21 protein-coding genes and 3 pseudogenes are annotated in these 22,099 nt (G+C 68.2%); 10 read left to right on the forward strand and 14 right to left on the reverse strand.

The window, feature by feature from the left end; all coding sequences use genetic code 11:
* Nucleotides 1-72: 72 nt before the first annotated feature.
* From HUT19_RS40815 to HUT19_RS40835, 5 genes are all read right to left on the reverse strand, one after another.
* On the reverse strand, nt 73-426 hold the full coding sequence (locus tag HUT19_RS40815) for a sigma-70 region 4 domain-containing protein (RefSeq protein WP_176178540.1): 354 nt from the start codon (nt 424-426) through the stop codon (nt 73-75).
* A gap of 174 nt (nt 427-600) precedes the next feature.
* Nucleotides 601-1,593 (reverse strand): helix-turn-helix domain-containing protein, encoded by a 993-nt coding sequence (locus tag HUT19_RS40820; protein WP_176178539.1) that lies wholly within the window; start codon nt 1,591-1,593, stop codon nt 601-603.
* A gap of 258 nt (nt 1,594-1,851) precedes the next feature.
* Nucleotides 1,852-2,118 (reverse strand): hypothetical protein, encoded by a 267-nt coding sequence (locus HUT19_RS40825; protein WP_176178538.1) that lies wholly within the window; start codon nt 2,116-2,118, stop codon nt 1,852-1,854.
* 847 nt (nt 2,119-2,965) lie between these two features.
* The gene (locus tag HUT19_RS40830) at nt 2,966-3,196 is read right to left on the reverse strand and encodes a DUF397 domain-containing protein (RefSeq protein WP_176178537.1); all 231 of its coding nucleotides are present in this window, start codon (nt 3,194-3,196) and stop codon (nt 2,966-2,968) included.
* On the reverse strand, nt 3,193-4,056 hold the full coding sequence (locus HUT19_RS40835) for a helix-turn-helix transcriptional regulator (protein WP_176178536.1): 864 nt from the start codon (nt 4,054-4,056) through the stop codon (nt 3,193-3,195). The genes HUT19_RS40830 and HUT19_RS40835 overlap by 4 nt, the downstream gene beginning before the upstream one ends.
* Before the next feature lie 396 nt (nt 4,057-4,452).
* Here HUT19_RS40835 and HUT19_RS40840 point away from each other — a divergent pair.
* From HUT19_RS40840 to fxlM, 5 genes and pseudogenes are all read left to right on the forward strand, one after another.
* Nucleotides 4,453-4,797, forward strand: a pseudogene (locus tag HUT19_RS40840) (ATP-binding protein); the annotation flags it as partial.
* A gap of 140 nt (nt 4,798-4,937) precedes the next feature.
* Nucleotides 4,938-5,135, forward strand: coding sequence for an FxLD family lanthipeptide (locus HUT19_RS40845; protein ID WP_176178534.1), 198 nt, complete (start codon nt 4,938-4,940; stop codon nt 5,133-5,135).
* Between the two features lie 86 nt (nt 5,136-5,221).
* Nucleotides 5,222-8,263, forward strand: coding sequence for a lantibiotic dehydratase (locus HUT19_RS40850; protein WP_176178533.1), 3,042 nt, complete (start codon nt 5,222-5,224; stop codon nt 8,261-8,263).
* Nucleotides 8,260-9,411, forward strand: coding sequence for a lanthionine synthetase C family protein (locus tag HUT19_RS40855; protein WP_217712213.1), 1,152 nt, complete (start codon nt 8,260-8,262; stop codon nt 9,409-9,411). Before HUT19_RS40850 ends, HUT19_RS40855 begins: the two co-directional genes overlap by 4 nt.
* A gap of 95 nt (nt 9,412-9,506) precedes the next feature.
* Complete coding sequence (fxlM, locus tag HUT19_RS40860; RefSeq protein WP_176178532.1) at nt 9,507-10,721, forward strand: methyltransferase, FxLD system; 1,215 nt, start codon at nt 9,507-9,509, stop codon at nt 10,719-10,721.
* 680 nt (nt 10,722-11,401) lie between these two features.
* Here the strand turns inward: fxlM and HUT19_RS40865 are convergent.
* The 4 genes from HUT19_RS40865 to HUT19_RS40880 all read right to left on the reverse strand — a co-directional run bounded on the left by HUT19_RS40865 (nt 11,402) and on the right by HUT19_RS40880 (nt 14,395).
* Nucleotides 11,402-12,607 (reverse strand): hypothetical protein, encoded by a 1,206-nt coding sequence (locus HUT19_RS40865; RefSeq protein WP_176178531.1) that lies wholly within the window; start codon nt 12,605-12,607, stop codon nt 11,402-11,404.
* On the reverse strand, nt 12,604-13,215 hold the full coding sequence (locus HUT19_RS40870) for an RNA polymerase sigma factor (protein ID WP_176178530.1): 612 nt from the start codon (nt 13,213-13,215) through the stop codon (nt 12,604-12,606). The genes HUT19_RS40865 and HUT19_RS40870 overlap by 4 nt, the downstream gene beginning before the upstream one ends.
* Complete coding sequence (locus HUT19_RS40875; protein WP_176178529.1) at nt 13,212-13,508, reverse strand: hypothetical protein; 297 nt, start codon at nt 13,506-13,508, stop codon at nt 13,212-13,214. Before HUT19_RS40875 ends, HUT19_RS40870 begins: the two co-directional genes overlap by 4 nt.
* Nucleotides 13,509-13,586: 78 nt before the next feature.
* Nucleotides 13,587-14,395, reverse strand: a protein-coding gene (locus HUT19_RS40880) for an IS5 family transposase (RefSeq protein WP_176178528.1) whose coding sequence is annotated in 2 segments (ribosomal slippage) — nt 13,587-14,045 and nt 14,048-14,395 — 807 coding nt in all. Because the reading frame shifts where the segments join, the coding sequence is not laid out codon by codon here.
* A gap of 621 nt (nt 14,396-15,016) precedes the next feature.
* Between HUT19_RS40880 and HUT19_RS40885 the strand changes: the two genes are divergently transcribed.
* From HUT19_RS40885 to HUT19_RS40905, 5 genes and pseudogenes are all read left to right on the forward strand, one after another.
* Entirely contained in the window at nt 15,017-15,616 is a 600-nt protein-coding gene (locus tag HUT19_RS40885) for a helix-turn-helix domain-containing protein (RefSeq protein WP_176178527.1), read from the forward strand.
* A gap of 46 nt (nt 15,617-15,662) precedes the next feature.
* Nucleotides 15,663-17,801, forward strand: a complete 2,139-nt coding sequence (locus HUT19_RS40890; RefSeq protein ID WP_176178526.1) for a hypothetical protein — start codon at nt 15,663-15,665, stop codon at nt 17,799-17,801.
* Complete coding sequence (locus tag HUT19_RS40895) at nt 17,798-18,043, forward strand: hypothetical protein (protein ID WP_176178525.1); 246 nt, start codon at nt 17,798-17,800, stop codon at nt 18,041-18,043. Before HUT19_RS40890 ends, HUT19_RS40895 begins: the two co-directional genes overlap by 4 nt.
* Nucleotides 18,040-18,789: a hypothetical protein gene (locus HUT19_RS40900; RefSeq protein WP_176178524.1), complete on the forward strand. Its 750-nt coding sequence runs from the start codon at nt 18,040-18,042 to the stop codon at nt 18,787-18,789. Before HUT19_RS40895 ends, HUT19_RS40900 begins: the two co-directional genes overlap by 4 nt.
* 237 nt (nt 18,790-19,026) lie before the next feature.
* Nucleotides 19,027-19,305 (forward strand): annotated as a pseudogene (locus tag HUT19_RS40905) (CRISPR-associated endonuclease Cas3''); the annotation flags it as partial.
* Here the strand turns inward: HUT19_RS40905 and HUT19_RS44505 are convergent.
* The 5 genes and pseudogenes from HUT19_RS44505 to HUT19_RS40925 all read right to left on the reverse strand — a co-directional run.
* Nucleotides 19,278-19,652 (reverse strand): annotated as a pseudogene (locus tag HUT19_RS44505) (lantibiotic dehydratase); the annotation flags it as partial. The pseudogenes HUT19_RS40905 and HUT19_RS44505 sit on opposite strands and share 28 nt — an antisense overlap.
* A gap of 128 nt (nt 19,653-19,780) precedes the next feature.
* A complete protein-coding gene (locus HUT19_RS40910; RefSeq protein WP_176178522.1) occupies nt 19,781-19,966 on the reverse strand; it encodes an FxLD family lanthipeptide in 186 nt (61 codons plus the stop codon).
* An 83-nt stretch (nt 19,967-20,049) separates the two neighbouring features.
* Entirely contained in the window at nt 20,050-20,202 is a 153-nt protein-coding gene (locus HUT19_RS40915) for a hypothetical protein (protein ID WP_176178521.1), read from the reverse strand.
* 363 nt (nt 20,203-20,565) lie between these two features.
* Nucleotides 20,566-21,828 carry a GntR family transcriptional regulator gene (locus tag HUT19_RS40920; protein WP_176178520.1) on the reverse strand — a complete coding sequence of 421 codons (1,263 nt, stop codon included), beginning with the start codon at nt 21,826-21,828 and terminating at the stop codon, nt 20,566-20,568.
* Entirely contained in the window at nt 21,825-22,034 is a 210-nt protein-coding gene (locus tag HUT19_RS40925) for a DUF5999 family protein (protein WP_176178519.1), read from the reverse strand. The genes HUT19_RS40920 and HUT19_RS40925 overlap by 4 nt, the downstream gene beginning before the upstream one ends.
* Nucleotides 22,035-22,099: the final 65 nt, after the last annotated feature.

The following is a 22,099-nucleotide window of genomic DNA, read 5'->3' on the forward strand; positions in this document are numbered from 1 at the left end:
ATCCTGGGAAGGACCCCCGGACGGCTGACGCGAACTAGACGACCGGTGGAGAAATCACGCGCGCAGCATTCCTCATCTCCGCCCCCACAGCGTCCCTGCCTCGGGCGGACGCAGGGCAGTGGAAAGCCACCGCGGCAGACTCCGCTCCGCCATGAGCAGATGGGCCGCCATGACCGACGAGCTGATCCCCATGAGATCCGCACCCGCGGTCAGCGTCATCCCCAGCCGGTAGTGCAGCAACACCGCATCAGCCTGCTCTGCCGGCAGCACACCGTACAGACCCCCCAGGCTCTCGTCCGCCGCACCCTCCGCCCGGTCGGCTTCCGATACGCACCGGCCCAGCAGCCGCCACGAAAACGCTGCCGGGCACGCGCTGCTCAACGCTTCGGGCCACCGGCACCCCAGGGAGTCAAACGCTGCTCCCACCACAGCAGTTCCTCTGTCCCCGACCCGGACCCGGGCGTAGCGGAGGTAGCTGTCACGGTGCATCTGCCTGAAGGCGCGGTAGCCCAGTAGCGCAGTCGCGGACGGTCCACCACAGGCCACGACAGCCTCCCTCCTGAGACATCGACTTCTGACACTCCTGACCCACCGGGCGATTCACGGGCCTGCGGTCCCGGGGCCAGCGCTGCCCTCTGTGCCGGGCAGCCCGGAGCGTGGCAGCCCGCCCGCAGGGAAGACATCACGAGAGGCGAGAAATGCGTAATGCATGTCCTCCCACAAGGGACGGATGGCCGACGCCTCTCCGCCCAGGCGCACCACCAGGTCCTCGACCGTAGGCCAGTCCGGGATGAGACCACCGCCGAACACCTCCTGGACCACCTCGGGAGTCAGGGCAGGTCCGCCGCCTTTGCACAGGCGCCGCAACTCGGGGCTGCCCGCCGCCAGATACAGCCCCCGCAGTGCGGCCTGTAGCTGCGATGCGGCACCGGTCACTGACCGCCGCACCGGGAAAGACATCCCTTGAGCCCGCTCCCAGAGGAACCGCAGTTCCCCGGCCTGCCCTCCAAAGATTGTCGCCAGCATGTGCACGGTCGGCCAGGCAGGCAAACGGGCTCCGGCCAGCACGCGCGACACCGAGGAGGGAGACAACACCGCCTCCTGAGCGGCATCCTGAAGGGTCATCGAGCTCTGGCGCTGCAGGTGGGAGAGAGCGGCTGCCAGTTTCTGACGCGCCTGTTCAGCTCCTCCGCCGTCACGTCCCGGCGGAGTCTCATCGTCGCCCATGGCAGATGCCCACTTCCCTGCTGCTGGCTCCGGCGGTGCGGACCACTGCTGATCACGCCGGGCCAGCAGCCGCTTGACCTTGAGGTCGCTCCACCTGGCCCGCGCTGTCTCCACGCTCACCCCCGCGGCCTGCGCCACCACGCCCCAGCCTGTCCCGCGGGACCGTGCGTCCTGCACTGCCGCCGCCATGTAGCAGCCCACATTTCTCGCCAGCCGGTCGGCATGTGACAGGAGGTCAGGCAGGGCTTCCTTCTTTCTCTCCGCCTCGGCCAACCGGGCCGCCAGGACGAGCGTGTCGTCCGCGACCTGTCGCCCCCAGTCAGACGGAGTTGTCTCCCCGCGCGCTGCCGGCTCGCTGTCACGCAAACGCTGAGCCTGCCGTCGGCAGGACTTGTTGCAGTAGTCCCGCTTGCGGCCCGGTCCTGACCGTTGCCGGAACGGGCCTCCGCAGTGCGCGCACTGCGTATAGGAAGGCGCACTCATATGCCGTTTCTCCCCTCCCTCCGGGACACTCTTCGTTCGCCCCGGAGCAGAAAATCCCCGACGAACCCGGCACTGAGCCGTCGGTGGCACCGGACGCCTGTTCCGGAGGGACACACCCTCCGGAACAGGCGCTCGGCATCTCTAGAGGAAGCGAATCCGCAGGTGGCGGACACTTGAACGGCCAGCAGCGGCCGTCAGCACCCCCAACGGGATGACCCACGGAGGAAGGTGGCTGGATCCCGCCAGGGCAACCCAGATCACGATGACCACCCAGATGACGCTGCGCAGCCGCACCGTGACATCGCTGGCAATCAGCATGCGGTTTTGACGGGGCAGAATCGACGGCCTGCTAAGTTCGCTTTTCGCCGAGGTTGGCGTGAACGCCCCTCGCGTGATTCGGTCGAGCACCAGCTGAATCCTATGTTCGATCGGACAAGCCCCGGGGTGGGCGCAATCCACCCTGGGGCGACTTCATGCGGGGGGTACTCCCCGCTCAAGGCATCAACGTACAGCCGGTCGCACAACCCCTTGGAATCCGTGCAATCGGCGATATGCTTCAGGCCTTTAACTACTGCAGAGGGAACCTGATCGCCTGCTGTCAAAGAATGGCAAGGTGCTCCATAGCGGCGATCACTTGCGATCAAGGTGATCCGCAAAGGGTAAAGTTTCACACAGGAATAGGCCTTCTGTTGGTGACGCTACCGCCGATCAGGTATGCGATGGCGTAGAGATGCCAATTCACCCGTGTGGGTTACGTACTGCACGTGCAGGTGCAAAAATTCCGAAGCCTTCGGGTCAGGCTCTCGCACTGAAGGGGGCCGAAAATTCATCCCAAACCGGCGTAAGCAGGGGAAGTGCCGCGCGCGTCGCTCCACCAGCATGCCAGGCACCGCTCAAGCGAGCCCGGCGAACTCAAACATGCATGGCATGTCGGACCACGGCACTCCGAACCTGAGCTCACGTCAGCGCTTCAAGCTGCCGACGGCCGCTACGACCCAAAGGCGCTCCAGGAGTACCGCAGCGGCACGGATGCGGCGCGGCACAGACCCAGGTGGGATCTCGCTGGACGAGTTTGCATCAGTTCCGCCGTCGTGGCCGCCGCGGTCGCGCGTGACATGATGGTGAGGTGCCGTGACAGGAGACGCCCCGCCGCACCCTGACAGGGACTGCTCGGCGGGGACGTGGGGAACGGCTCTGTGCTGAGGCCGCCCCGGGTGTCTGACTCGCGTCCCGGCCGGCTCTTTGTGTGCTCGCTTCAGGACTGGATGAACTCGCCCTCGACGGCACCACGGACGAAGGCGGCCCATGCGTCGGCGGAGAAGAGCATCGCGGGCCTGCTGATGTCGTTGGAGTCGCGCAGGGCCACGATGCCGCCGGTGACGGCGATCTCGACGCAGGCCCCGGTGCCGGAGCTGTAGCTGCTCTTACGCCAGGCAGCGCCGGTCAGATCGACCTCTGGGGCCGGTCGCCTGTGCTGGTTGGTCATGGCTGCTGCATCTCCTTCGCGAGGTTTTCCAGGATGCTCGGGGTCTCTTGGGGGTCGGGGCCGGCTGCGCGGACCATGTCGAAGGTCTGGGTGAACTTGCGTACGTCGCGCTCCTTCTCCAGGTACACATTCCCGGCGATGGAGTCGACGTAGACGACGCTTGGGGTGGTCGGTTCGAAGTCCAGCAGGGCGAACGTTCCGGCCATGGCCATGTGGGCGCCCTTGGCGTTCGGCATGACCTGCACGGTGACGTTCGGCAGGGCGGATGCTCGGATGAGCTGGTTGATCTGTGCGGCCATCACTTCCTTGCCGCCTACCGGGCGCCGCAGCGCGGACTCCTCGATGACTGCCCACAGCTCCAACGGGTGGGAGCTGCGAGTCAGCAGCTTTTGACGCTCCATGCGGAAGCGGACCAGCCGTTCGACCTCGTCGGGCTCATTGGGGCGAACCGCAGCGATGACCGCACGGGCGTAGTCCTCGCTCTGCAGCAGCCCGTGCACGAAGATCGGCTCGTAGGCGCGGACCGTCCGGGCGTCGGATTCCAGACCTGCGTAGGTGGCCATGCCCGACGGCAGGATCTCCTCATAGTGGGCCCACCAACCCTGCTTCTGCGCGTCCTTGTGGATCTGCATCACGGTCTCCACCTGTGCGGAGTCGGTGACCTCGTACCAGTCCAGAAGGTCGCGAACGTCCCGGGCCTTGATCGGAGCCTGTCCGGTTTCCACCCGGGAGACCTTGGACATCGAGCACTCCAAGTAGGCCGCCGCGTCCTCGATCTTCTTGCCTGCCGCCTCGCGCAGACGGCGCAGCTCGGCACCGAGCTGGCGCTTGCGCACCGTCGGTCCGCTGGCTGGTGGCATGACACCCCTCCTGACAGCACTGCCCGCGTGTTGCTGCACGCAATTGTGCCGCATCACCCTTCCACGCACCGTCCCTCCAGCATTGAACGTCACCACTGCATATGCCATTTCCCTGACGCACTTGCGTGAGAGAAGTTCGTGACGCCATTCTGAGGGGACTTCACGATCCGTAGCGCTGCTGTCGCTGATCGTTTGCGTCGTGGTGCGAGCAGGTATCGCCCGCCCGAAGGGAGCCCCCGGTGATGCACGCAGTGCCCAGCCCGGTGCAGGAGCACAACGCGAACGCCGGCGCAGCCCATCCGATAGCAGCACTGGTGACCGGACGACGCCTGTCCTTCATCGTGCAAGCAGAAAAAGAAGCCGTGCCCGTAGCCCGCAGGGGAGGCCGCAGCCCACCTTCAGATGTGGGGCCTGCCGCACGAGGCGGAGATTGTTGCAACTGCCGTCCTCGCGGCAAGCGAGCTGGTCACCAACGTCGCCCAACACACGACCAGTTCGACCACCACGGCGGATGTCACGCTGACTCTCGAAGATGACGAGCTGACACTGACCGTCCACGACCGGCACCCCGCCCTGCCGAAGCCGTCCGCGACCGTGGACGCCTACCAGGTCAGCGGGCGCGGCCTGTGGCTGGTTGAGACCCTGACCGCCGAGGCGGGCGGGTCGACCGATATATCCGTCGACGCAGACGGCGGCGGCAAGTCCGTCGAGATACGCCTGCCACTCGACGCCATCCCCTGAAAGAACCCTCCGCATACAGGGCAGCTGACTCCGCCACCCTCGCTGCGCCTCCACGCCGCCCCCGGCCCTCCCACTGGTGCCACGCCGGACCACCCCGTCCAACCGGCCGGGGTACACGAGAAAGCTCTCAAGGAGGTCTGATGACCACCGCAACACCCGTAAGGAAGCCCGCCACCGAGCACACCGCCGTCACGGAGCACGGAGGCGAGAGCGTCGACGATGCCTTCGTCCTCGACATCCACGTCATCTCCGACGTCCGCCCCGACTTAATGCCCACGGCGTGCGACACCAACGACGGCTGCAAGAAGACCTGCGCGTCAGCCTGCACCAGCACCTGACAGACAACAGCGGCTCAACGGGCCCAAGGAGCGATGGCCTCCTCCGGCCCCTTAACGCCCCACAGACTGTCGGAAAGGATGACCCCGTGCGCAGGTCCACCCGCACGCCGCTTTACCAGCACACCCCCACCGCTCTGCTCCGAGCCGCATCCGCCCCGCTCACACAAGCCCCTGCCATCTGGCCCGACCCATCCGACAGTCGCGCTGTGCGGGCTTGGTTGGTGCGGACCTGGACAGATCCGGATACCGCCGAGGCCATCCGCGTGGCCAGCCCCGCCCTCGCCGACCGCCTCGACGCCACGATGAGAACGAGTGGCGAACTGACGGCGAAACAGCTGCGCCGCCTGGCACAGTCCACCGCCCGCTACCTACTCCGGGCCACCGGTCGCCCGACCCCGTTCGGCCTGTTCGCCGGGATCGCCCCGGTGACCGTGGCCGACACGACACAGGTAGCCTTCACCGACCGACACTGCAGCACGGCCCACGTAGACGCCCAGTGGCTGGCCGACATCACCACACAGCTGGAGACGATCCCCGCACTCCTCGATCGCCTCCCGGTCGTTTTCACCAATCTGGCCATCCGCCGCGGCCACCATCTGCAGGCGCCGCACGGGCCCAACCGAGTAGCGATCCGCCACACCAGCGCCGTCGCCGCAGTGCAGGAAGCGGCAGCATCCCCGCTCCCGCTGCGCACACTGGCAGACAAACTCGGCAGCCTCTTCTCCACCGTCTCGCCCGGCACGGTGCACACGATGCTCACCGAACTGGTCCGCCAGGGTTTTTTGATCACCAGCCTGCGAGCCCCTCTCACCGTCGCCGACCCGCTGGCCCACCTGATCGGCCGCCTGTACGAGGCAGGGGCCGACGCTCTGCCGGAGGCCGTCGGGCTGCTCGACGAGCTGGAGGCCGTCCGCGCCGCGGTCCACCGCCACGACCACGCACCAGCCGGAGAACAGCACCGCATCCGCGCGGACCTGACCGGCCGGATGCGCCGGGTCTCAAAGGCCGGACGCACCCCGGTGGGGGTCGGCCTCCGCCTCGGGTGCGAGGTGCACATTCCCCGCCGCGTCGCCCATGAGGCGGAGCGAGCCGCATCGGCGTTGCTGCGACTGACCCGCGAGCCGACCGGCACGGCCGCCTGGGGCGACTGGTACACCGCCTTTTGCGAACGGTACGGCACCGGCACCCAGGTCCCGGTCACCGAAGCCGTCCACCCGGACGCAGGCCTGGGCTTCCCGGCTGGGTACCCCGGCAGCACCCACCCCCGGCCCCGGCCCGTGTTCACCGCGCGGGACGAGCGGCTGGCCGCACTGGCCTGGCGTGCGATGGCCGACGGCAGCCGCCAGATCACACTCACCGACGAGGAAGTCGACACCCTGGCCGGGGGCCTGCTCGATGAGCAGTACATCCCGCCGCACGTCGAGATCTCCGCCCGCATCCACGCCACCACTGCCAACGCCGTCGACCGGGGCGATTTCACCCTCACCGTCGCCCCCGGCCGGTCGGCCGGGACGTTCACCGCCCGCTTCGCCGACGCCTCTTCCGAGCTCGCCCAGGTCTATGCCACGGTGCCGACCATCACCGACGGGGCTCTGCCCGCGCAGCTGTCCACCCCGCCCGTCTACCCGCACGCGCAGAACATCTGCCGCACTCCCGCCTTCCTCCCGCACGTCATCCCGCTCGGCGAACACCGGGACCCCACCGACGACGCCGAAGTGATCGAACTGGAAGACCTGGCGCTGACCGCCACCCGGGAACGGCTCCACCTGGTCAGCGTCTCCCGCCGCCGTGTGATCGAGCCGCAGACCTTCCACGCACTGGCGATCGAAAAGCAGCTGGTCCCGCTGGCCCGCTTCCTCACCCAGGTCCCGCGCGCCGGCCTGGCCTCTTGGACGGAGTTCGACTGGGGCCCCCACGCCCGGTTACCGTTCCTGCCACGCGTGCACTACCACCGCAGCATCCTCTCCCCGGCCCAGTGGCGGCTCACCACCGACGACCTCGCCACCAGCGGGCCAGAAGACTGGCACCAGACCCTGACCGCCTGGCGAGCGCAATGGCACTGCCCGGCACACGTGGAGCTGCGCGACGACGACCGTCATCTCCGCCTCGACCTCGACGTTCCACTGCACACCGCCCTCATACACACCCACCTGAAGAGGCACGGCACCGCCATCCTGACCGAATCCGCCGACAACGCCGACACGTTGGGATGGATCGACGGACACACCCACGAGATCGCCCTGCCCCTGGTCGCGGCCCGACCGCCCGCACCGGACCCGCTCACCGGCCCGCTGCCGCTGGTGACCAACCAACGACAGGGGAAGACTCCGATGTCGGCGGGCTCGCGCTGGCTGAACGCAAAGATCCCCACCCACCCCGAACAAATGGGCGAGATCATCGCCCACCGCCTCCCGGACCTCCTCGATGTACTGGGGGAGGAGACCGCGTACTGGTTCGTGCGCTACCGCTCCGCCCACGAACCCGACCACCTGCGCCTGCGTATCCGCACCCGAGACGGCAGCGACACCGCGGCGTACGCACAGGCACTCGCACAGTGGTCTGACCAGCTACGAGCCGACCACTGGGCAGGGCCGCTGACGTTGGAGCCATATCGGCCTGAGACCGGCCGCTATGGCACCGGAGCTGCGCTGGAGGCCGCTGAGGCGGTCTTCGCAGCCGACTCGGCCGCCGTGGCCGCCCAGCTACGCCACCTGCCCGCCACCACCATGGACCCCATCGCCTTCACCACCTGGGGCATGACCGACACCGTCCGAGGCTTCCTCGGCCCGGACAAGGCGATGCAGTGGCTGGCGAACCGACACGCGCCGAAAGGGAAGCCGGCCGACCGTGCGACGGCCGACGAGGCGATCCGCCTCGCCCAGCACACCACCCCCGAAGCTCTGCCCAGCCCGGTCGCAGCAGCGTGGCGCGCCCGCACCGCCTCCTTGACGGCGTACGCGGCGGTGCTGCCCGAGGACATGGACACCGACGCGGTCCTGGAGTCGCTGCTGCACATGCACCACAACCGCGCTCGCGGGATCGACCGCGACGGCGAGGCCGTCTGCCGCCGCTTGGCCCGGCAAGCCGCCCTCGCCTGGAAGCACCGCAAGGACGGCGGTGCCCGGTGATCCCGCTGACACCGCCGAACGATCCGCCCCCGGGATGGGCACAGTCCTTATCCACCGGGGCCGCCGGAATCGCCCTCGCCCACATGATCGCCGCCCGCACCAGCACCGGCGACCCGGCGACCGCCCACTCCTGGGCCGCGGCCATGACCCGCGAACCTGTCCTGGCCCACCCTGACACCTGCGGCCTCTTCCACGGCGCCCCCGCCGTCGCCTTCACCCTCCACACCGCCAACCAGCCCGCCTACCAAGGCGCGTTGGACACCCTTGACCGCCATGTCATCCGCCTCACCCATACCCGCCTCGCGGCCGCACACGAGCGCATCGACCGCGGCGAGCTACCCCGGATGAGCGAGTACGACCTGATCAGCGGACTGACCGGCATCGGCGCCTACCTGATGCACCGGCACAGCGACAGCGACCTGCTCAAACAGGTGCTGGCCTACCTGGTGCGGCTGGCCGAGCCGCTCACCAGCAACGGCGAGATGCTGCCGGGCTGGTGGACCTCCGACGGCACCGACGGCCGCCCCTCTGCTGATGGAGGGCACGGCAACCTCGGGATGGCACATGGTGTGAGCGGTCCGCTCGCCCTGGCAGCCACCGCGATGCGGCACGGCATCACCATCCCCGGCCAGATGCACGCGATCAAACTGATGTGCACCTGGCTGGACTCCTGGCGCCGGGGCACCGAGGGCATCCCGTGGTGGCCGGAGACGGTCTCCCGCACCGAACACCGAGCCGGAGCCACCCGCCAGAGAGGGCCGGGGCGGCCCTCATGGTGCTACGGCAACCCCGGCCTGACGAGAGCGCAGCAACTGGCCGCCGTCGCCCTCGGCGACACCGCCCGGCAGCGACACGCCGAGCACGCCCTGGCCGCATGCCTCGCCGACCCCCACCAGCTCGGCCAGCTCACCGACGCCTCCCTGTGCCACGGCTGGGCCGGGCTCCTCCAGACCGCACGCCGGGCAGCAGCCGACGCGCACATCAGCTCGATTGCAGACCGTCTGCCGGACCTGCGGCAGTACCTCGACCACCACCTGGAGGACCGGATACCCGACGACCACGGGCTGCTGGAGGGCACAGCCGGCATCCAGCTGACCCGCGCCACCACCGCGGTCGCCTGGGACACCTGTCTGCTGCTGGCCGGATGACGGCCAGCCGCACCGCACGACCCCGCTCCACTCACTAGCATCTGCTCTCCGCTTGGTCCGGCGGGCACCTCACGGAAGGACACCTCCCCACGCCGATGAACACCACCACCCCCACCTCACCCGAGGCCCTACGCTCAGCCATGGTCGACCAGCTCGCCGCCGAGGGCACCCTCGCCCCCGGACGCGTCGAGCAGGCGATGCGCGAGGTGCCCCGCCACGCGTTCGTGCCCAACGCCAGCCTCGAGGAGGCCTACGACCCGGACCTGGCCGTCATCACCAAGCGCGCCCAGGACGGCGCCGCCCTGTCGTGTGCGTCGGTGCCCTCCGTCGTCGCCATGATGCTCCAGCAGCTCGACATCCGACCCGGCCAGCGCATCCTGGAGATCGGCGCGGGCACCGGCTACAACGCCGCCCTCCTGGCACACCTGACCGGCGACGACGGCCGGGTCACCACCGTCGACATCGACCCGGAAGTCACCGACCAGGCCGCCAAGGCCCTTCAGACCACCGGCTACGGCCACGTCCACGTCGCCACCCGCGACGGAGCCCTCGGAGACCCGGACGACGCCCCCTACGACCGGCTGATCCTCACCGTCGGCGCCTGGGACCTCCCCCCAGCCTGGTGGGATCAGCTGTCGGTCGGCGGACGGCTCGTGGTCCCGCTGCGCTGGCGCGGCCAGACCCGCTCCGTCGCCTTCGTCCGCGAAGCCGACCACCTGCGCTCCCAGGATGTCGAGCTGTGCGGCTTCGTGCCCATGGTCGGCCAGGACGGCGAACACCAGGGCACCATCGACCCCGGCGGCCACGTCACCATGCACTGGGACGCCGACCAGGCCATCACCCCGGCCGCTCTCACAGGCGTCCTCGACCAGCCCAAGACGGAAGTCTGGTCCGGGGCGACGGTCGGTCCGTACGACTCCTTCCACGGCGTCTGGCTCCGCATGACCGCCACCGAACCCGGCACATGCCGCATCGCCGCCGACCCCACCGCCGTACAAACCGGCCTGTGCACGCCCGCCATCCCCACCCGCAGCCCCGCCCTGGTCGAAGGCGACTCGCTGGCCTACTTCACCGTGCGCCGCCTCGAAGCCGCCGAGGGCACCGAGCGCCGCTCAGAACTCGGCGCCACCGGCCACGGCCCCACCGGGCAACAGCTTGCCGACCGGCTGTGCGAACAGATCCGCGCCTGGGAACACGACCGCACCCCCCAGCCCGCCATCACCGCCCATCCCACGGGCACCCCCGATGCCAAACTCCCCCCAGGGCAGGTCATCGACAAGACCGCCGTCCGCCTCGTGATCGCTCTCTGACTCGCCATACGACGGAGGGACGTCACCGTGCGAGCCACGGGCGGGTGGGCTTCCTGCTGTAGATGAACTGGTAGACGAGGGCGAGGGATCGCCCTGTTTCTGCTCGGACTCGGCATCCAGCTCCAGCACCTGTATCAGCAGAACAACAACGGCGACCCCGACGAGCAGCGCCGTACCGCCCTTTTCGTTTTTGAACGCGAAGTAGCTTGCGCCGGCCCCCAGTGCGAGCACGACAATATAAGCGAAGGGTCAAAGGAACCTCCCGGTCATCCAGACCCCACGGCCCGCTCGCCGTGCACCTACCAAGTCCTCAGCGAGCGGGCCCTTCTCATGCCCGATTCTGGCGGATGTCGGTAACACGATGTAGTGACAAAGATGCCTGCTGGCGCTTCCCCGCTTCTCCTTAGGTGTGAGAGACCCCAAGAAACCATCCCGGTTGATCTCAGCGAAAGTCCCCACCCCTCCCATGGATTGGGCACGGCGAGGGCTGCTGTCGATCACGATGGTCTACCAGGGCCCCGCGCCTTGCGGTCCTGCCCTGACCACGGCCTCTACCCCCGGCGTGCTACACCGTGATGCTTCCCTCACATGAAACAGGGCGCTTCGCCTCAGGTCCTGTCGCCCACCCGGGCCTACCACTTCGAAGACCTTGCCCACCCCGTGGCAACGGACGTAAGCATTCACCGGCCTGTCGCATGCGCCGCCCCCTCAGCGTCCAGCGTGCCTGATGCGCTGTTTTCCTCTTCATCCCCGTCACAGTCAGCGTCCACCCAAAGGACCGTCAGGACACGGTCGCCCCAGTTCATCTCAGAGGCAGCAATTGCCGAGGAAGCCTCATTCCCACGGCTCTCATAACACCACCTTGTGATCCTCTTGAGTCTCGCCCACCACTCGTTCCTTTCCAAAGTATGCAGATCACGCCCCAGTCGAACGGCCACGTAGAGCGCTTCGGGAATGTCACCCTGCCACGAACGCCGGTCATCCCGGCGCCTCACTGTTCCGGCCTCGCCGATGGAGGCAACCCACAAGGCGGCTGCGATTTCCCTTCGCGTGCTGGGCGCCCACACCAGACGCCGACCCGGCTCTGGATCAGCGCCCGCGCACTCGGTGCTCTCGGCGGCAGAACACTCCCACAAGTCGTCCGAAGCCCTGCTGCAGGCCTCTTGGGCGGCATACATCAGTGCCTGCCAGCTCCCCGCGCACGCCTCGTCCAGGCCAGCTTCCAACACACGCACCGGCTTCCACTCCGAGGCGCCGCCCTGCTGACGTACCTCAGCACCGATCTGGGCGGCCCGCGCCTGAGCCTCCTCGATCAGCGTCTGAGCTTGCTGGCGTGCCTCGTCGATGACCGCCTGGGCCTGCTGCTGCGCCTCGCTCAGGAGAGCATCGGCTGCGCCGTGAGCCTGCTCGGTGATCTGCTTGGCCTCTGCCTGTGCAGCCACTGTCACTTGACGAGCGGCCGGATGATCCTTGACTGACATCCACGTCTGCACACCCTTGATGGCCTCGGCATCCACAAAAGCGACAGGACGCGACGGGTTTGTCGTGCATGACGCGTCATCTGCACAGATGCCGACGGCGGCCATGTCGGCCAGGCCCTCGCGCGGCTGCCTCATCTCGATCTCTTCAAGGGCCTGCTCCGTGCCGGGGACGCTGTGGTCTGCGGCCACGCGCAGCCACCGCTTCGCAGCGACGTAGTCGCCACGCCTGAGGTACTCGTGTCCCAACGCGTAAGCCTCATGTCCCAGCACCGCGGCATCGGCGTGCGCCCGCAGCCGGGCCCTCTCATCCGAGCTGCGGCTCTTCAGCCGCTGCATGACCGCGGCGAAACCGGCCGACTTCTCGTCCGGGCTCAGTGTGATGTCCTGGTGCAGTTCGGGGTTCACCGGTGCGCCTCCTTCGCTGTCCCGGCGGTCTCGTAGCCGTCCATACGGGATGACTGCCGCAGCTTCCGCAACGCCGTCTTGAGGATCTTCTTCATGTTGTCGATACCGACCCCCAGGACGTCAGCACAGTCCTTCACCGGCAGATCGGCCAGGTACCGCAGCGACAGGGCCTGCACCTCACGTTCGGTCAGCTCGGCCAAGGCCGTGCCGAGATCGACACGCTGGACGACGGCCGCGAGCTCGTCGCGGTGGGTCTCGCGGGCCGCAGCCTTGGCAAGGTCATCAGCCTCAACGGTCAGGACCCGCCCGCTGCGACGAAAATGATCGTTCAGACGACAGCGCGCGATCTGATAGAGCGTCCCCACCGGCTTGGAATGCTCGGGATTCTTCGGCCACCACGTGAAGAACTCCTCGAACACCTGACTGAGGATCTCCCCGCCGTCATCCCGCCCGGCCTTGCGGGCCAGAAAGCTGAAGACCCCCTCGACCTGGGCTTCGTAGAAGGCGGCGAACATTGCCTCGTCGACAACCGGCGCACCGGCGAGCTGCCCGCCGCGCTCGGCCGCGTCGCGACCGATCCCCGCCCCTGAGTCGTCCTGCACGGTCACCGGCGCCGCCTCACAGCGCCCGTACGCCCCCTATCCGTCGGCCCACGCCCAGCGGACGCGGACACAGTGCCCGTGAGCGACCACGTGCCCACCACACCACCGTGATGCACCTGGACCTCCCGGCCGCCGTCGGCGACCTCGGCCACCATCTTGGCCAGCAGTTCCTGCTCGCGCATGCGGCGCTTTTCACGTGCCAGCTGCACGCGCCGCCACTCGCGCGCCCCGACAGCCACCAGCGTGGCCAGGAGGGCGATCACCCCCTCGGGCACCAGCATCTCCTGCACTACCTCCACCGCCCCGTTCCTCGGGCTCCCTTGCCTGTCACCAGGTTCATCGCACGAGCAGCCCATGACGGGTACTGAGACGCCGTTTCAGTTGGTGAGGCGGCGGTAGCCGATCAGAGCTGCGGCTATGCCGACGAAGGCCAGGAAGTGCTCGGCCTTGCGCTCGTAGCGGCGGTGCAGGCGACGGCATCCAGCGAGCCAGGACACTGTCCTTTCAACAACCCAGCGGTGTCGGCCAAGACGCTGCGAGGACTCGATGCCCTTGCGGGCGATGCGATGACGGATGCGCCGCTGGCGAAGCCATCTGCGTAGGTGCTCGTAGTCGTAGCCCTTGTCGGCATGGAGCTTGGCCGGGCGCCGACGACGCGGGCCACGCCGGGAGCGGAAGGGTGGGATTCCACGCACGAGCGGCTTCAGACCGAGGCTGTCGTGCATGTTGGCGCCGGAGATACCCAGCGACAGGGGCAGTCCGTTCCGATCCGTGATGAGGTGGATTTTCGATCCGCTCTTGCCGCGGTCGGTCGGATTCGGTCCCGTCAGTGGCCCCCTTTTGCCGCCCGCACGCTGACCGAGTCGATGGCACACCGCGACCAGTCCAGCTCACCGCGGGCGCCGAGTTCATCGAGGACGACTCGATGGAGCCTGGCCCACACCCTGGCCCGGCTCCACTGGGCGAAGCGCCGGTGAACCGTGGGCCAGGCCGGGCCGAACACCGGCGGCAACTGCCGCCACGTGCAGCCCGAGGTGGCCACGAAGATGATCGCTGCCAGGGTCTCGCGGTCACCAGCCCGTCGCCGGCCCCCGCCCTGCGGGCGCTTCACCTCCGTCGGCGGCACCACCCGCCGGAACAGCATCCATAACTCGTCCGGTACCAACCGCTCAACCAGATCCGTCATGCACGGCTCAACGAACGATCACACCAAAGGAAACGGTGTCTGAAGAGGCCAAGATTTTTTAGGCGGCCGTTCCCCAGGTGGGTACTCCCGCAAGCGCATCAGCTGCAGGGCTCTGCTCAGCCTTGAATGGGGGAGGCGTGCAGGCAATAGCTAGGTCGAGCGCGCCACGCGCGGACACTTGGGCTGGACGTACCCGGCCCGCACAAGAGCTTGCCCCCGCCGCTTTGATTCCCACCGACTGGCTCGACTGACCGGGTCCGATCGCCCCTTGTCGCTCTCTGGAGGAGGGGTGGTACGGCCGGTGCCTAGGACCCGGGGGCCCGTCCGGAATGCGTTGGGCGGATGAATCCTGCCATTCTCCGCTTCTTGGCATGTCCGCTGGACGTCGAGAGCTGGGCGGGACGTTCGCGCTTTCGTTTCGACACCTTCAGTGAGCGACCCCACTGAACGAGGCCCTGGGTGCGGAACGACGCTGGCTTGCCGTGTCTTCGGTTGGAACCGGCCGTCCGAATCCACCGGGTGGAGTGGTCCGCCCTCTTACGTTGACACCAGTGGCGCGCCTCGATAGTTTCGATGCCTCATTAGATATCGAAGTTGGGATCGACGTTAGGGAGGAGTGAAGTGTTGCTGACAACGGGGCAGGCTGCCGATGAGTTGGGCTGCGCGGTTACGACCTTCCGACGCCTCATTCAGGCCGGAGTGCTGCCTGGCTTGTCACGCCGTGGGGTGCGTGTGATGGTTCCTCTGGAGGTAGTGCAAGCTCTCCGGGATCGTGCCGTTGCCCCGCTGGAACGACTCCAAGTCCGGGAAATCGCGGTGCTGCGCGCCGACGTGGCCAAGCCGGTACAGGAAGAGGACCGCCAATGGCTCGGATTCTCTGCGACGCTGCCTCCTAGTGACCTCCTGAAGGCGCTGCAGGGCTGGTGGCGCTGTGATGCGGCGAGTGTTGCCGCTGGAGAAGTCCTCCCTGTGACACTCTCCGGCTACGTCGTCGCGGTGCTGACCCAGCTGACACGCTGGGAGAAGGACAACCGTGGCCGGCACGGATTCCCGCACGCCGTCCTGGCTGGCTACGTCACCGACCTGGTGCGACCGGTGAAGGAACTGACGGCACCCGATGCGGCTGACCGGGAAGTGGCCGACTCTCTGCTGGGCACACACCTGGCCTCCCACTCGGGCGGCACCATCGCCTACGTCACCACACAATCCACGCCCGTATAAATCCACGACCGCCCCGTACTCACCGCAACGCCGGGAAGAGACCGTGATGGACAGCAAAGAATTCACCGCAGCTCTTGGCGAGCTGCGTCGAGTTCGCGACGACATCAAGGCAGTGCGCAAGGAGCTGCAGCGTCTGGAGTCGGACCGGGACAAGCGGATCGTGGCCTTGGGGACGTTTGAGAAGGCTAAGGCCGAACGGATCGCCCCGGCGGCTGGACTGAGCGTCGTCGACGTCGTCGCCCTGGTCCCGCATCTCGGCCCCCAGCAGCCGCCTTCCGCGCAGCCGACGCCAGCCGCCCCCGCTGCCCCGGCGCCGGGCCCTGCCGGCGCTCCTGCCCCGGACCTGCGCCGTCAACAGGGGCCTGCAGCCGCCGACAACGGTGCCGCCCTCGACACGGACCTGCGAGCAGCGGACGACGGCGTGCCGGAGGCTGTGGAAGGCGCGCTGGACCAGCCCGGGCCGGCAGTCGCCGCTTCTGCGCCTGAGCCGCAGGTACGGGAGCTGCCGTCGATCCCGCCCGGGGAACGCGGTGACGCCTGGTGTGCACCGGCGCCGAACCTCGCCTCAAAGCGGCCCACCTTCACTCAGCAACCGCGCCAGATGGCATTCCTCGACACGAACACCGGTGTTCTCGTTCACCGCGACCAGACCGTGCGCCTGGATTTGGGCACCGCCAGCGTGTCCGAGATCCTCACCGCTGTGTACGCCACCGTTCCCGACAGCGTGGAGCGGATCTACATCACCGCCGGCGACCCGTGGCACCGCGACACCGACCGGTACCCCTTCCTGCGTGATGCCGTCGCCGCCTGGCTCAACGCCCCAGTACCCGGCTGGCAGGTGGAGTCCTCACGCGGCAAGGACCGCCTGGCAGGACACCTGGTCCACCCGCGTAACCCGGTGGGCCGCTGGCAGCGCGGCGACCAACACACCGAAATCCGCTCGGTGGGGGAGTGGTTCGACTCCGACGGCGCTGACCCCGCAACTGTGCGGGACGCCTTCGTGATGCTGTGGAGGGCACTGCACCGGCACTGGCCGGATGTGACGTTGATGGGCTCGCCCTCGCAGACCGGCCGCGACCTGTGGTCGCGCACCATCCCGGCGAAGGCTGGGTCGCGGTGGGCCGAGGGCTACCCGGTGATGTCGGAGGAGATCCGCGGACTGCTGCACGCCACCGCCGGACAGGGTCGCACCGAGCTCATCACCCCGCCACGCGTGCCGGACAAACTCCCGCAGCTGGTGGAGTACGACCGCACCTTCGCCTACGCCAAGCACACCTGGGCCTCCGGCGTCGGCGCACCCCGCCGCATCACCGCGGCCGCCTTCGCCGCGATGACCGAAAAAGAGCAGACCAACGCACTCTTCGCCCCCTCACACTGGCAGATCCGGGTCACCGTGCCCGACCGCTGGGACCACGTCGGGATCCTCCCGGCGCCAGCCGCGGGAGACCGGGCCTGGTACTACCCAGCCGAGCCCGGCCAGACCTTCACCACCTGGGCCGGGGGCGCGGAAGTCAACCTCGCCCTGCGCAACCCGATCACCCCCTGGCGGATCGAGATCCTCGACGGCCTGCTCTGGGAATCCAGCACCCCGCTGCGCGACTGGTCGACCAAGCTGAAAGACGCCTGGGCATCCCTCCAGGCCCTCGCAGCCAACCACGGGGATGAGCGACAGCGCACCGCCGCCCACCTCGCCTCGCGGGCGGTACGCAGCATCCTGCTGTATGGCATTGGTGGCTTTGCCCAGCGCCCCAGGATCATTACCCGCTCGGTGCCGGTCGGTCATGAGCACGAGATCCCGGCCGGTGCGCAGATCATCGGCTCCGACGGTGAGACGATCACCTGGCAGCGCAGCGCCGGGTTCTCCCGCGACCCGTACACGCACCCGGAGTGGGCCGCCGGAGTATGGTCCGGTGCCCGGGCTGCGCTGCTGTCGACGAAGATGCGCGAGGACAACGCCTACGTCGGCGCACTGCACCTGCCACCCGACTCCATCGTGGCGTTCCGCACCGACGCCATCTACACCACCCACGACGCGGCCTGGCCGTATCACGGACAGCCGGGCGATTACCTCAAGAAGGGCCACCTGCCCGGGCCGTTCACCGGCCCGCGTACGGAGGAGGAACTGCTGTCGCTGCAAACCCTCGGCCGCGCCCACCTCGCCGAGGAGCAAGAGGCCGGGCTATGAGCAACAGAGTGCAGTGGGGCGGCCAGCGGGAACACCTGGCGGGTGACACCACCGGTGAGCAGATGTCGGCGGACGAAGCCACCGTGCTCTCTCAGCAGGATTGGGGCTGCAACACCGAGGTGACCTGGCACGCAGAATGGCACCGCCATGCATGCGGTGCGACGGGCGATGGCCTGCTCCGCGACGACACCGTCACCTACTCCGATCACGCCTGCCGCAACGACCTCGAGGAGGCGGCGTGACACCACGCAGACGCCAAGCGACCGGCCGCCGTGGCCGTGCTGGTCAGCCACAGCTGAATGAGGCGGCTCGGCTCACCCGGGAGTTGCTGAGCGCCGGTTTCACCAAGCGCGACGTCGGCGAAATCATCGGCCGCAACCCATCCCTGGTCTCCCAGTTCTTCACCAAGGGCAAAGGAGCCTCCTACGAGGAGGCTCTGCGGTACGCAGTCCAGGAACTGCAGGTCGGGACCGCCACCACGGTCGCGGAACTCAAGGCGGTGGCGCAGCCGTACGTTCACCGCCGCCGGACCAAGGCTGGGAAGACGGCCCGGGTGCGCACCAAAGACGTCGTCGCCACTCCGGGCCACTCCACGATGGCCCGCGCCGCCAAGCAGCACATCGCCTCCGGCGCGTCCCGGCTACGGCCGGTGGTGGAGAACACCGCCGCGGCCCAGGGCCGGATCGCGTTCACCGTCCGGGCGAAGAAGAAGTACTTCCTCATCGACTCCGGCCGCTGGGCCGACTCACCGGGCGTGCGCCGCAACGTCGTCCAGCGCAAGGACAGCACCGAAGAGCGCGCGTACGGCAACAGCGCCGGCCCCGGCCTGGGCGAAGCCGGGTTCGACGCACGGGAGTGGAAGGCCCGGGTCGACGCGCACGGCGGCGACGTCGCCGCCGCGGTACGCGCCTGGATGGTGGAGACCGGCCGCCTCGCACCCGGTGCGCAGATCACCCACCTCGAAGTGCGAGGCTGGACACCCACCTGACAGCTCATCGCGGAGCGGTCCCATGCCGCCAGGACTTCAGCCCAGGCGGCACCGGCCACTCCCCGCTCACCGCTATGGTCGGCAACCGCGCGGTCCGTCTACAGATGGTCCAGCACTACAACACGCGGCCATGAGCCGCGACGGGCGTGAGGCCGTTACGCCACCGGTCCTGGCGCGGGGCCCGGGGCTGCCCGACGAGCCGCGTGCGCCGCTGCCGGGAGTTTCCTTGATGCGCGGTTGTGGGGGAAGGCACGGGGTCTGCCGTGGCCTTATCCGTTGGTGTGTCATCTGCTCGATACGGCGGCTATGGCTGGTCGGTTGTGGGATGTGATGCTGGGGCATCGGTCCCGGCGGCGGATCGCTGAGTGCCTGGAGTTGGATGAGGGTGCGTCGCGGCGGTTGGTGGGTTGTTGGGCTTGTTTGCATGACTTGGGGAAGGTTACTCCGCCGTTCCAGAGCATGGTGGGGGACCGGTTCCACTCGGCGTCGGCTCGGGCCACCGCCCGATGGTTTGTGCCCCACCGCAGGTCGGGTCGGTCTCCGAACGAAGCGTGTGCTACTCCGGCGAACAGGCCGGACGGGGTGGGACGCCCGGTCATCCGCAGCAGGTAGCGGGCCACAGAAAGTGCCGCACGGCGGGTCTGCCGCGGCTCCGGGGCATCTGAGGCCCGCAGGTGCTGGACTTGCCGGGCGAGTCCTGGGCTGGCGTAGCTGATCGCCTCGGAGACGGCGGCGGTCGCCCAGACCCGTCGCAGCCATTCCACCTGCTGATAGACCTGGCCGTCAGCGGTGCCGCTCAGGTTCGGCCACGCTGGCAGGGACAGCGAGCCGTGGGGGACCGACCGGATCAACGCCCAGTCCATCGCGCGATAGCCCCTCGCGGCGATATCTGTTGACCTCACGTGGCCTTCCCGGAGTCGTAGTTCGGTGCTGACAGCCGGACGCCACCTGGCGGTGATACCCCGCCAGGAAGCGCCCGGCCGACCGAGGGTCAGACGGCGCTGATGCAGGTCGTCTTCTGGCAAGTGGAACCGCAGTTGTCGTCGGTCATGTTGACCAGACCGGCGGGGTCCGCGATCTCCAGCAGGGTGATGTCGAGGACGAAGCCGTCCGGCTCGTCCGCTGTCTGGGTCAAAGCGAGGTCGCGCGGCGATGTACTGCTCGTCGTCGTTGCCATCTCTGTTCCTCCAGTAGGGAATGGATGTGCTCTTGCCGACCTGGCCCCCGATGGGTGGTGCGTTCAAGGCCAGGAGATGAGAATTAGGACATGCCGCTCGGAGATGCCTCGCCCCCGGGGAGCTGGTCGTCCGGGACGGCCAGCGAGTGGGCTCGGATGACATGGCTGGGAACGCCCCACCATCCGGTATTACGCAGACGTGTCGCCTCATCGTGTTCGGGCAGCCACTCAGCCATGGGACGGTCCTCCTTCCGGTGGTTCGAGGTATCAGTTCACAAGGTCTGACGTTCAGCAGCCGACCTTGGCGATCGCGTTCCGGTCGCTGCCGCGTACTCCTCCGTTAGCTCAACTGACCGAAGTCGTAGCGGCATTGGGGCAGGTCAGCTGCTGCGTCGCAACGTCTAGGCAAGGTGCCTGCCCCTTCCGCTTCCACGCGCCGGACCGGCCGCCCCCGTCAGGTCTCGACGGACAGGTGGTTGAGATTGTCCGAAAGCCAGTCACTGTCGACGTGAGCCGGATGACGTGGTGGTCCGACTCAATGAGCGGTACCTGATCACGTCCATGCCCGAGACCGTGTACACGGGCCGCTTCCCTCTTCGTCAGGTTGATTCGACGGCGGGTAACCGCACATGCAGCAGCGCGCTCTCGACGTCACGCCGTAAGGGGGTCGTGGTGGAGCCGACCGGGCGGAAGCGGTCAATGACGTCGAGGAGCGCCAGCAGGTCGCCCACGGCCGTGGCGAGGCAGGCTGTGTGCCATATCCGGAGCTGGTAGTGGGGATGGTGTACGGCGGTGGCTGTGATGGTCGTGCGCGCGATAAGAGTGGACAACTCCTGGCGCGTGGTGGATGGCGGGAGGGGCCCACGTTGGGCCCGGTCGGCTAGTTGATGAGCTGCCGCGTTGAGCTGGTCGATGACCTGATCCAGTGCGCCAGGCGTTGGTGAGAGTCGTGCGTTCCACCAGGTGCGTGCCTGGCGTACTGCCTCTCGGATCTCGTCTGTGTGAAGGCCCTTCAGGTTCGGGGCTGGTTCGGGAAGGCGGCGCGGGGCTGGGTTGGTTTGCTTCACTGCATCTCGACGCACGGTCAGCCGCCGGTGAGTACCGCGCTCCAGCAAGCCCTCTTCGAGCAGGAGGCGCAGTGCGATGGCCAGCGGCTTCTTTCCCGTGACCAGGATGCGGCACAGTTCCCGTCGGTCCGGCAGTGCTGTGCCGGTACTGAAGGCGCCGCCCGCTGCCAGTTCGCGTAGGTGTTGGGCGAGTTGGCGGGGCCGGTCGTTGAGAGGGTGTGCACCGGGGACTCGGGCGCGACCGTTGGCCTGCTGCTCGATCACGCTTGTGTCCGCAAGGTCAGCCAGGGCCAGATGGACGCTTTGGAGAGGGAGGGCCAGGTCCGCGGCGATCCGGCCAGGTGCCAGGACCGCACCGGGAGGGTAGGTACCTGCCTTGATCCGTTGCTCGATCCGCTGGGCGACATCTGCGACCGGCACGAACGGAGGCAGGGTGTCCGCCAGTGTGCGTAGGAGGTCTCGTGCATTGCCCACGCGTACGATCAGCTTTTCGTACGACGCATCGGTCGGGTTCGGAGGGTGGGTGACCGCCTCGATCAGCCGGGACCATCGGGCCTGGTCCGCTGGTGAACCGGCTGCGGCTTCTCGGCGGCACTCGGCCAGCGGCACCCACGGGTCGGTGTGTCGGTCGATGAGGGCGTGGCCTTCGATGACGGCGGCAGATGAGCTCGCGGACCTTGCGCCGCCGATCCGCCCCAGGCGCAGCAGGTCAGCGCGCAACGCACGACGGGTGCCTGCGGAGTCCGAGGGTGTGGAGCTGGATTCTGCTGTTTGCCTCTGCACCTCGCCGCTCATGCTGCCGCCTTCTCCCCATGTGCGGTGGTCGCCACGCGGCGGGGTGGGACGACCTCCAGATCAGGCCTGATCTCGCCGGTGTCGTCGAAGAGCAGGACACCGTTGCACAGCAGTGTCCAGCCCTGTTCTAAACGGATGGCGATGGGGTGGGCGGCGTCCGCGTCGGTGGCGTCGGCCGCAGGGCACCTTGGGGTGTGCGGGCACATGGGGCTGGTCCTTCCTGCGGGGTGGGGAACGTCGTGCGGTGGTTGGAGATCGGCTGACGAGGGGC

The sequence above is a fragment of the Streptomyces sp. NA02950 genome (assembly GCF_013364155.1).
Lineage (GTDB): Bacteria > Actinomycetota > Actinomycetes > Streptomycetales > Streptomycetaceae > Streptomyces.

What these genes read in the sequence shown, in the direction of transcription:
- fxlM (WP_176178532.1), top strand. Translation starts at nt 9,507, where the DNA reads ATGAACACCACCACCCCCACCTCACCCGAGGCCCTACGCTCAGCCATG.
- HUT19_RS40835 (WP_176178536.1), bottom strand. Translation starts at nt 4,056, where the DNA reads ATGCCACCAGCCAGCGGACCGACGGTGCGCAAGCGCCAGCTCGGTGCC.
- HUT19_RS40920 (WP_176178520.1), bottom strand. Translation starts at nt 21,828, where the DNA reads ATGAGCGGCGAGGTGCAGAGGCAAACAGCAGAATCCAGCTCCACACCC.
- HUT19_RS40890 (WP_176178526.1), top strand. Translation starts at nt 15,663, where the DNA reads ATGGACAGCAAAGAATTCACCGCAGCTCTTGGCGAGCTGCGTCGAGTT.
- HUT19_RS40925 (WP_176178519.1), bottom strand. Translation starts at nt 22,034, where the DNA reads ATGTGCCCGCACACCCCAAGGTGCCCTGCGGCCGACGCCACCGACGCG.
- HUT19_RS40830 (WP_176178537.1), bottom strand. Translation starts at nt 3,196, where the DNA reads ATGACCAACCAGCACAGGCGACCGGCCCCAGAGGTCGATCTGACCGGC.
- HUT19_RS40915 (WP_176178521.1), bottom strand. Translation starts at nt 20,202, where the DNA reads ATGGCTGAGTGGCTGCCCGAACACGATGAGGCGACACGTCTGCGTAAT.
- HUT19_RS40895 (WP_176178525.1), top strand. Translation starts at nt 17,798, where the DNA reads ATGAGCAACAGAGTGCAGTGGGGCGGCCAGCGGGAACACCTGGCGGGT.
- HUT19_RS40910 (WP_176178522.1), bottom strand. Translation starts at nt 19,966, where the DNA reads ATGGCAACGACGACGAGCAGTACATCGCCGCGCGACCTCGCTTTGACC.
- HUT19_RS40845 (WP_176178534.1), top strand. Translation starts at nt 4,938, where the DNA reads ATGACCACCGCAACACCCGTAAGGAAGCCCGCCACCGAGCACACCGCC.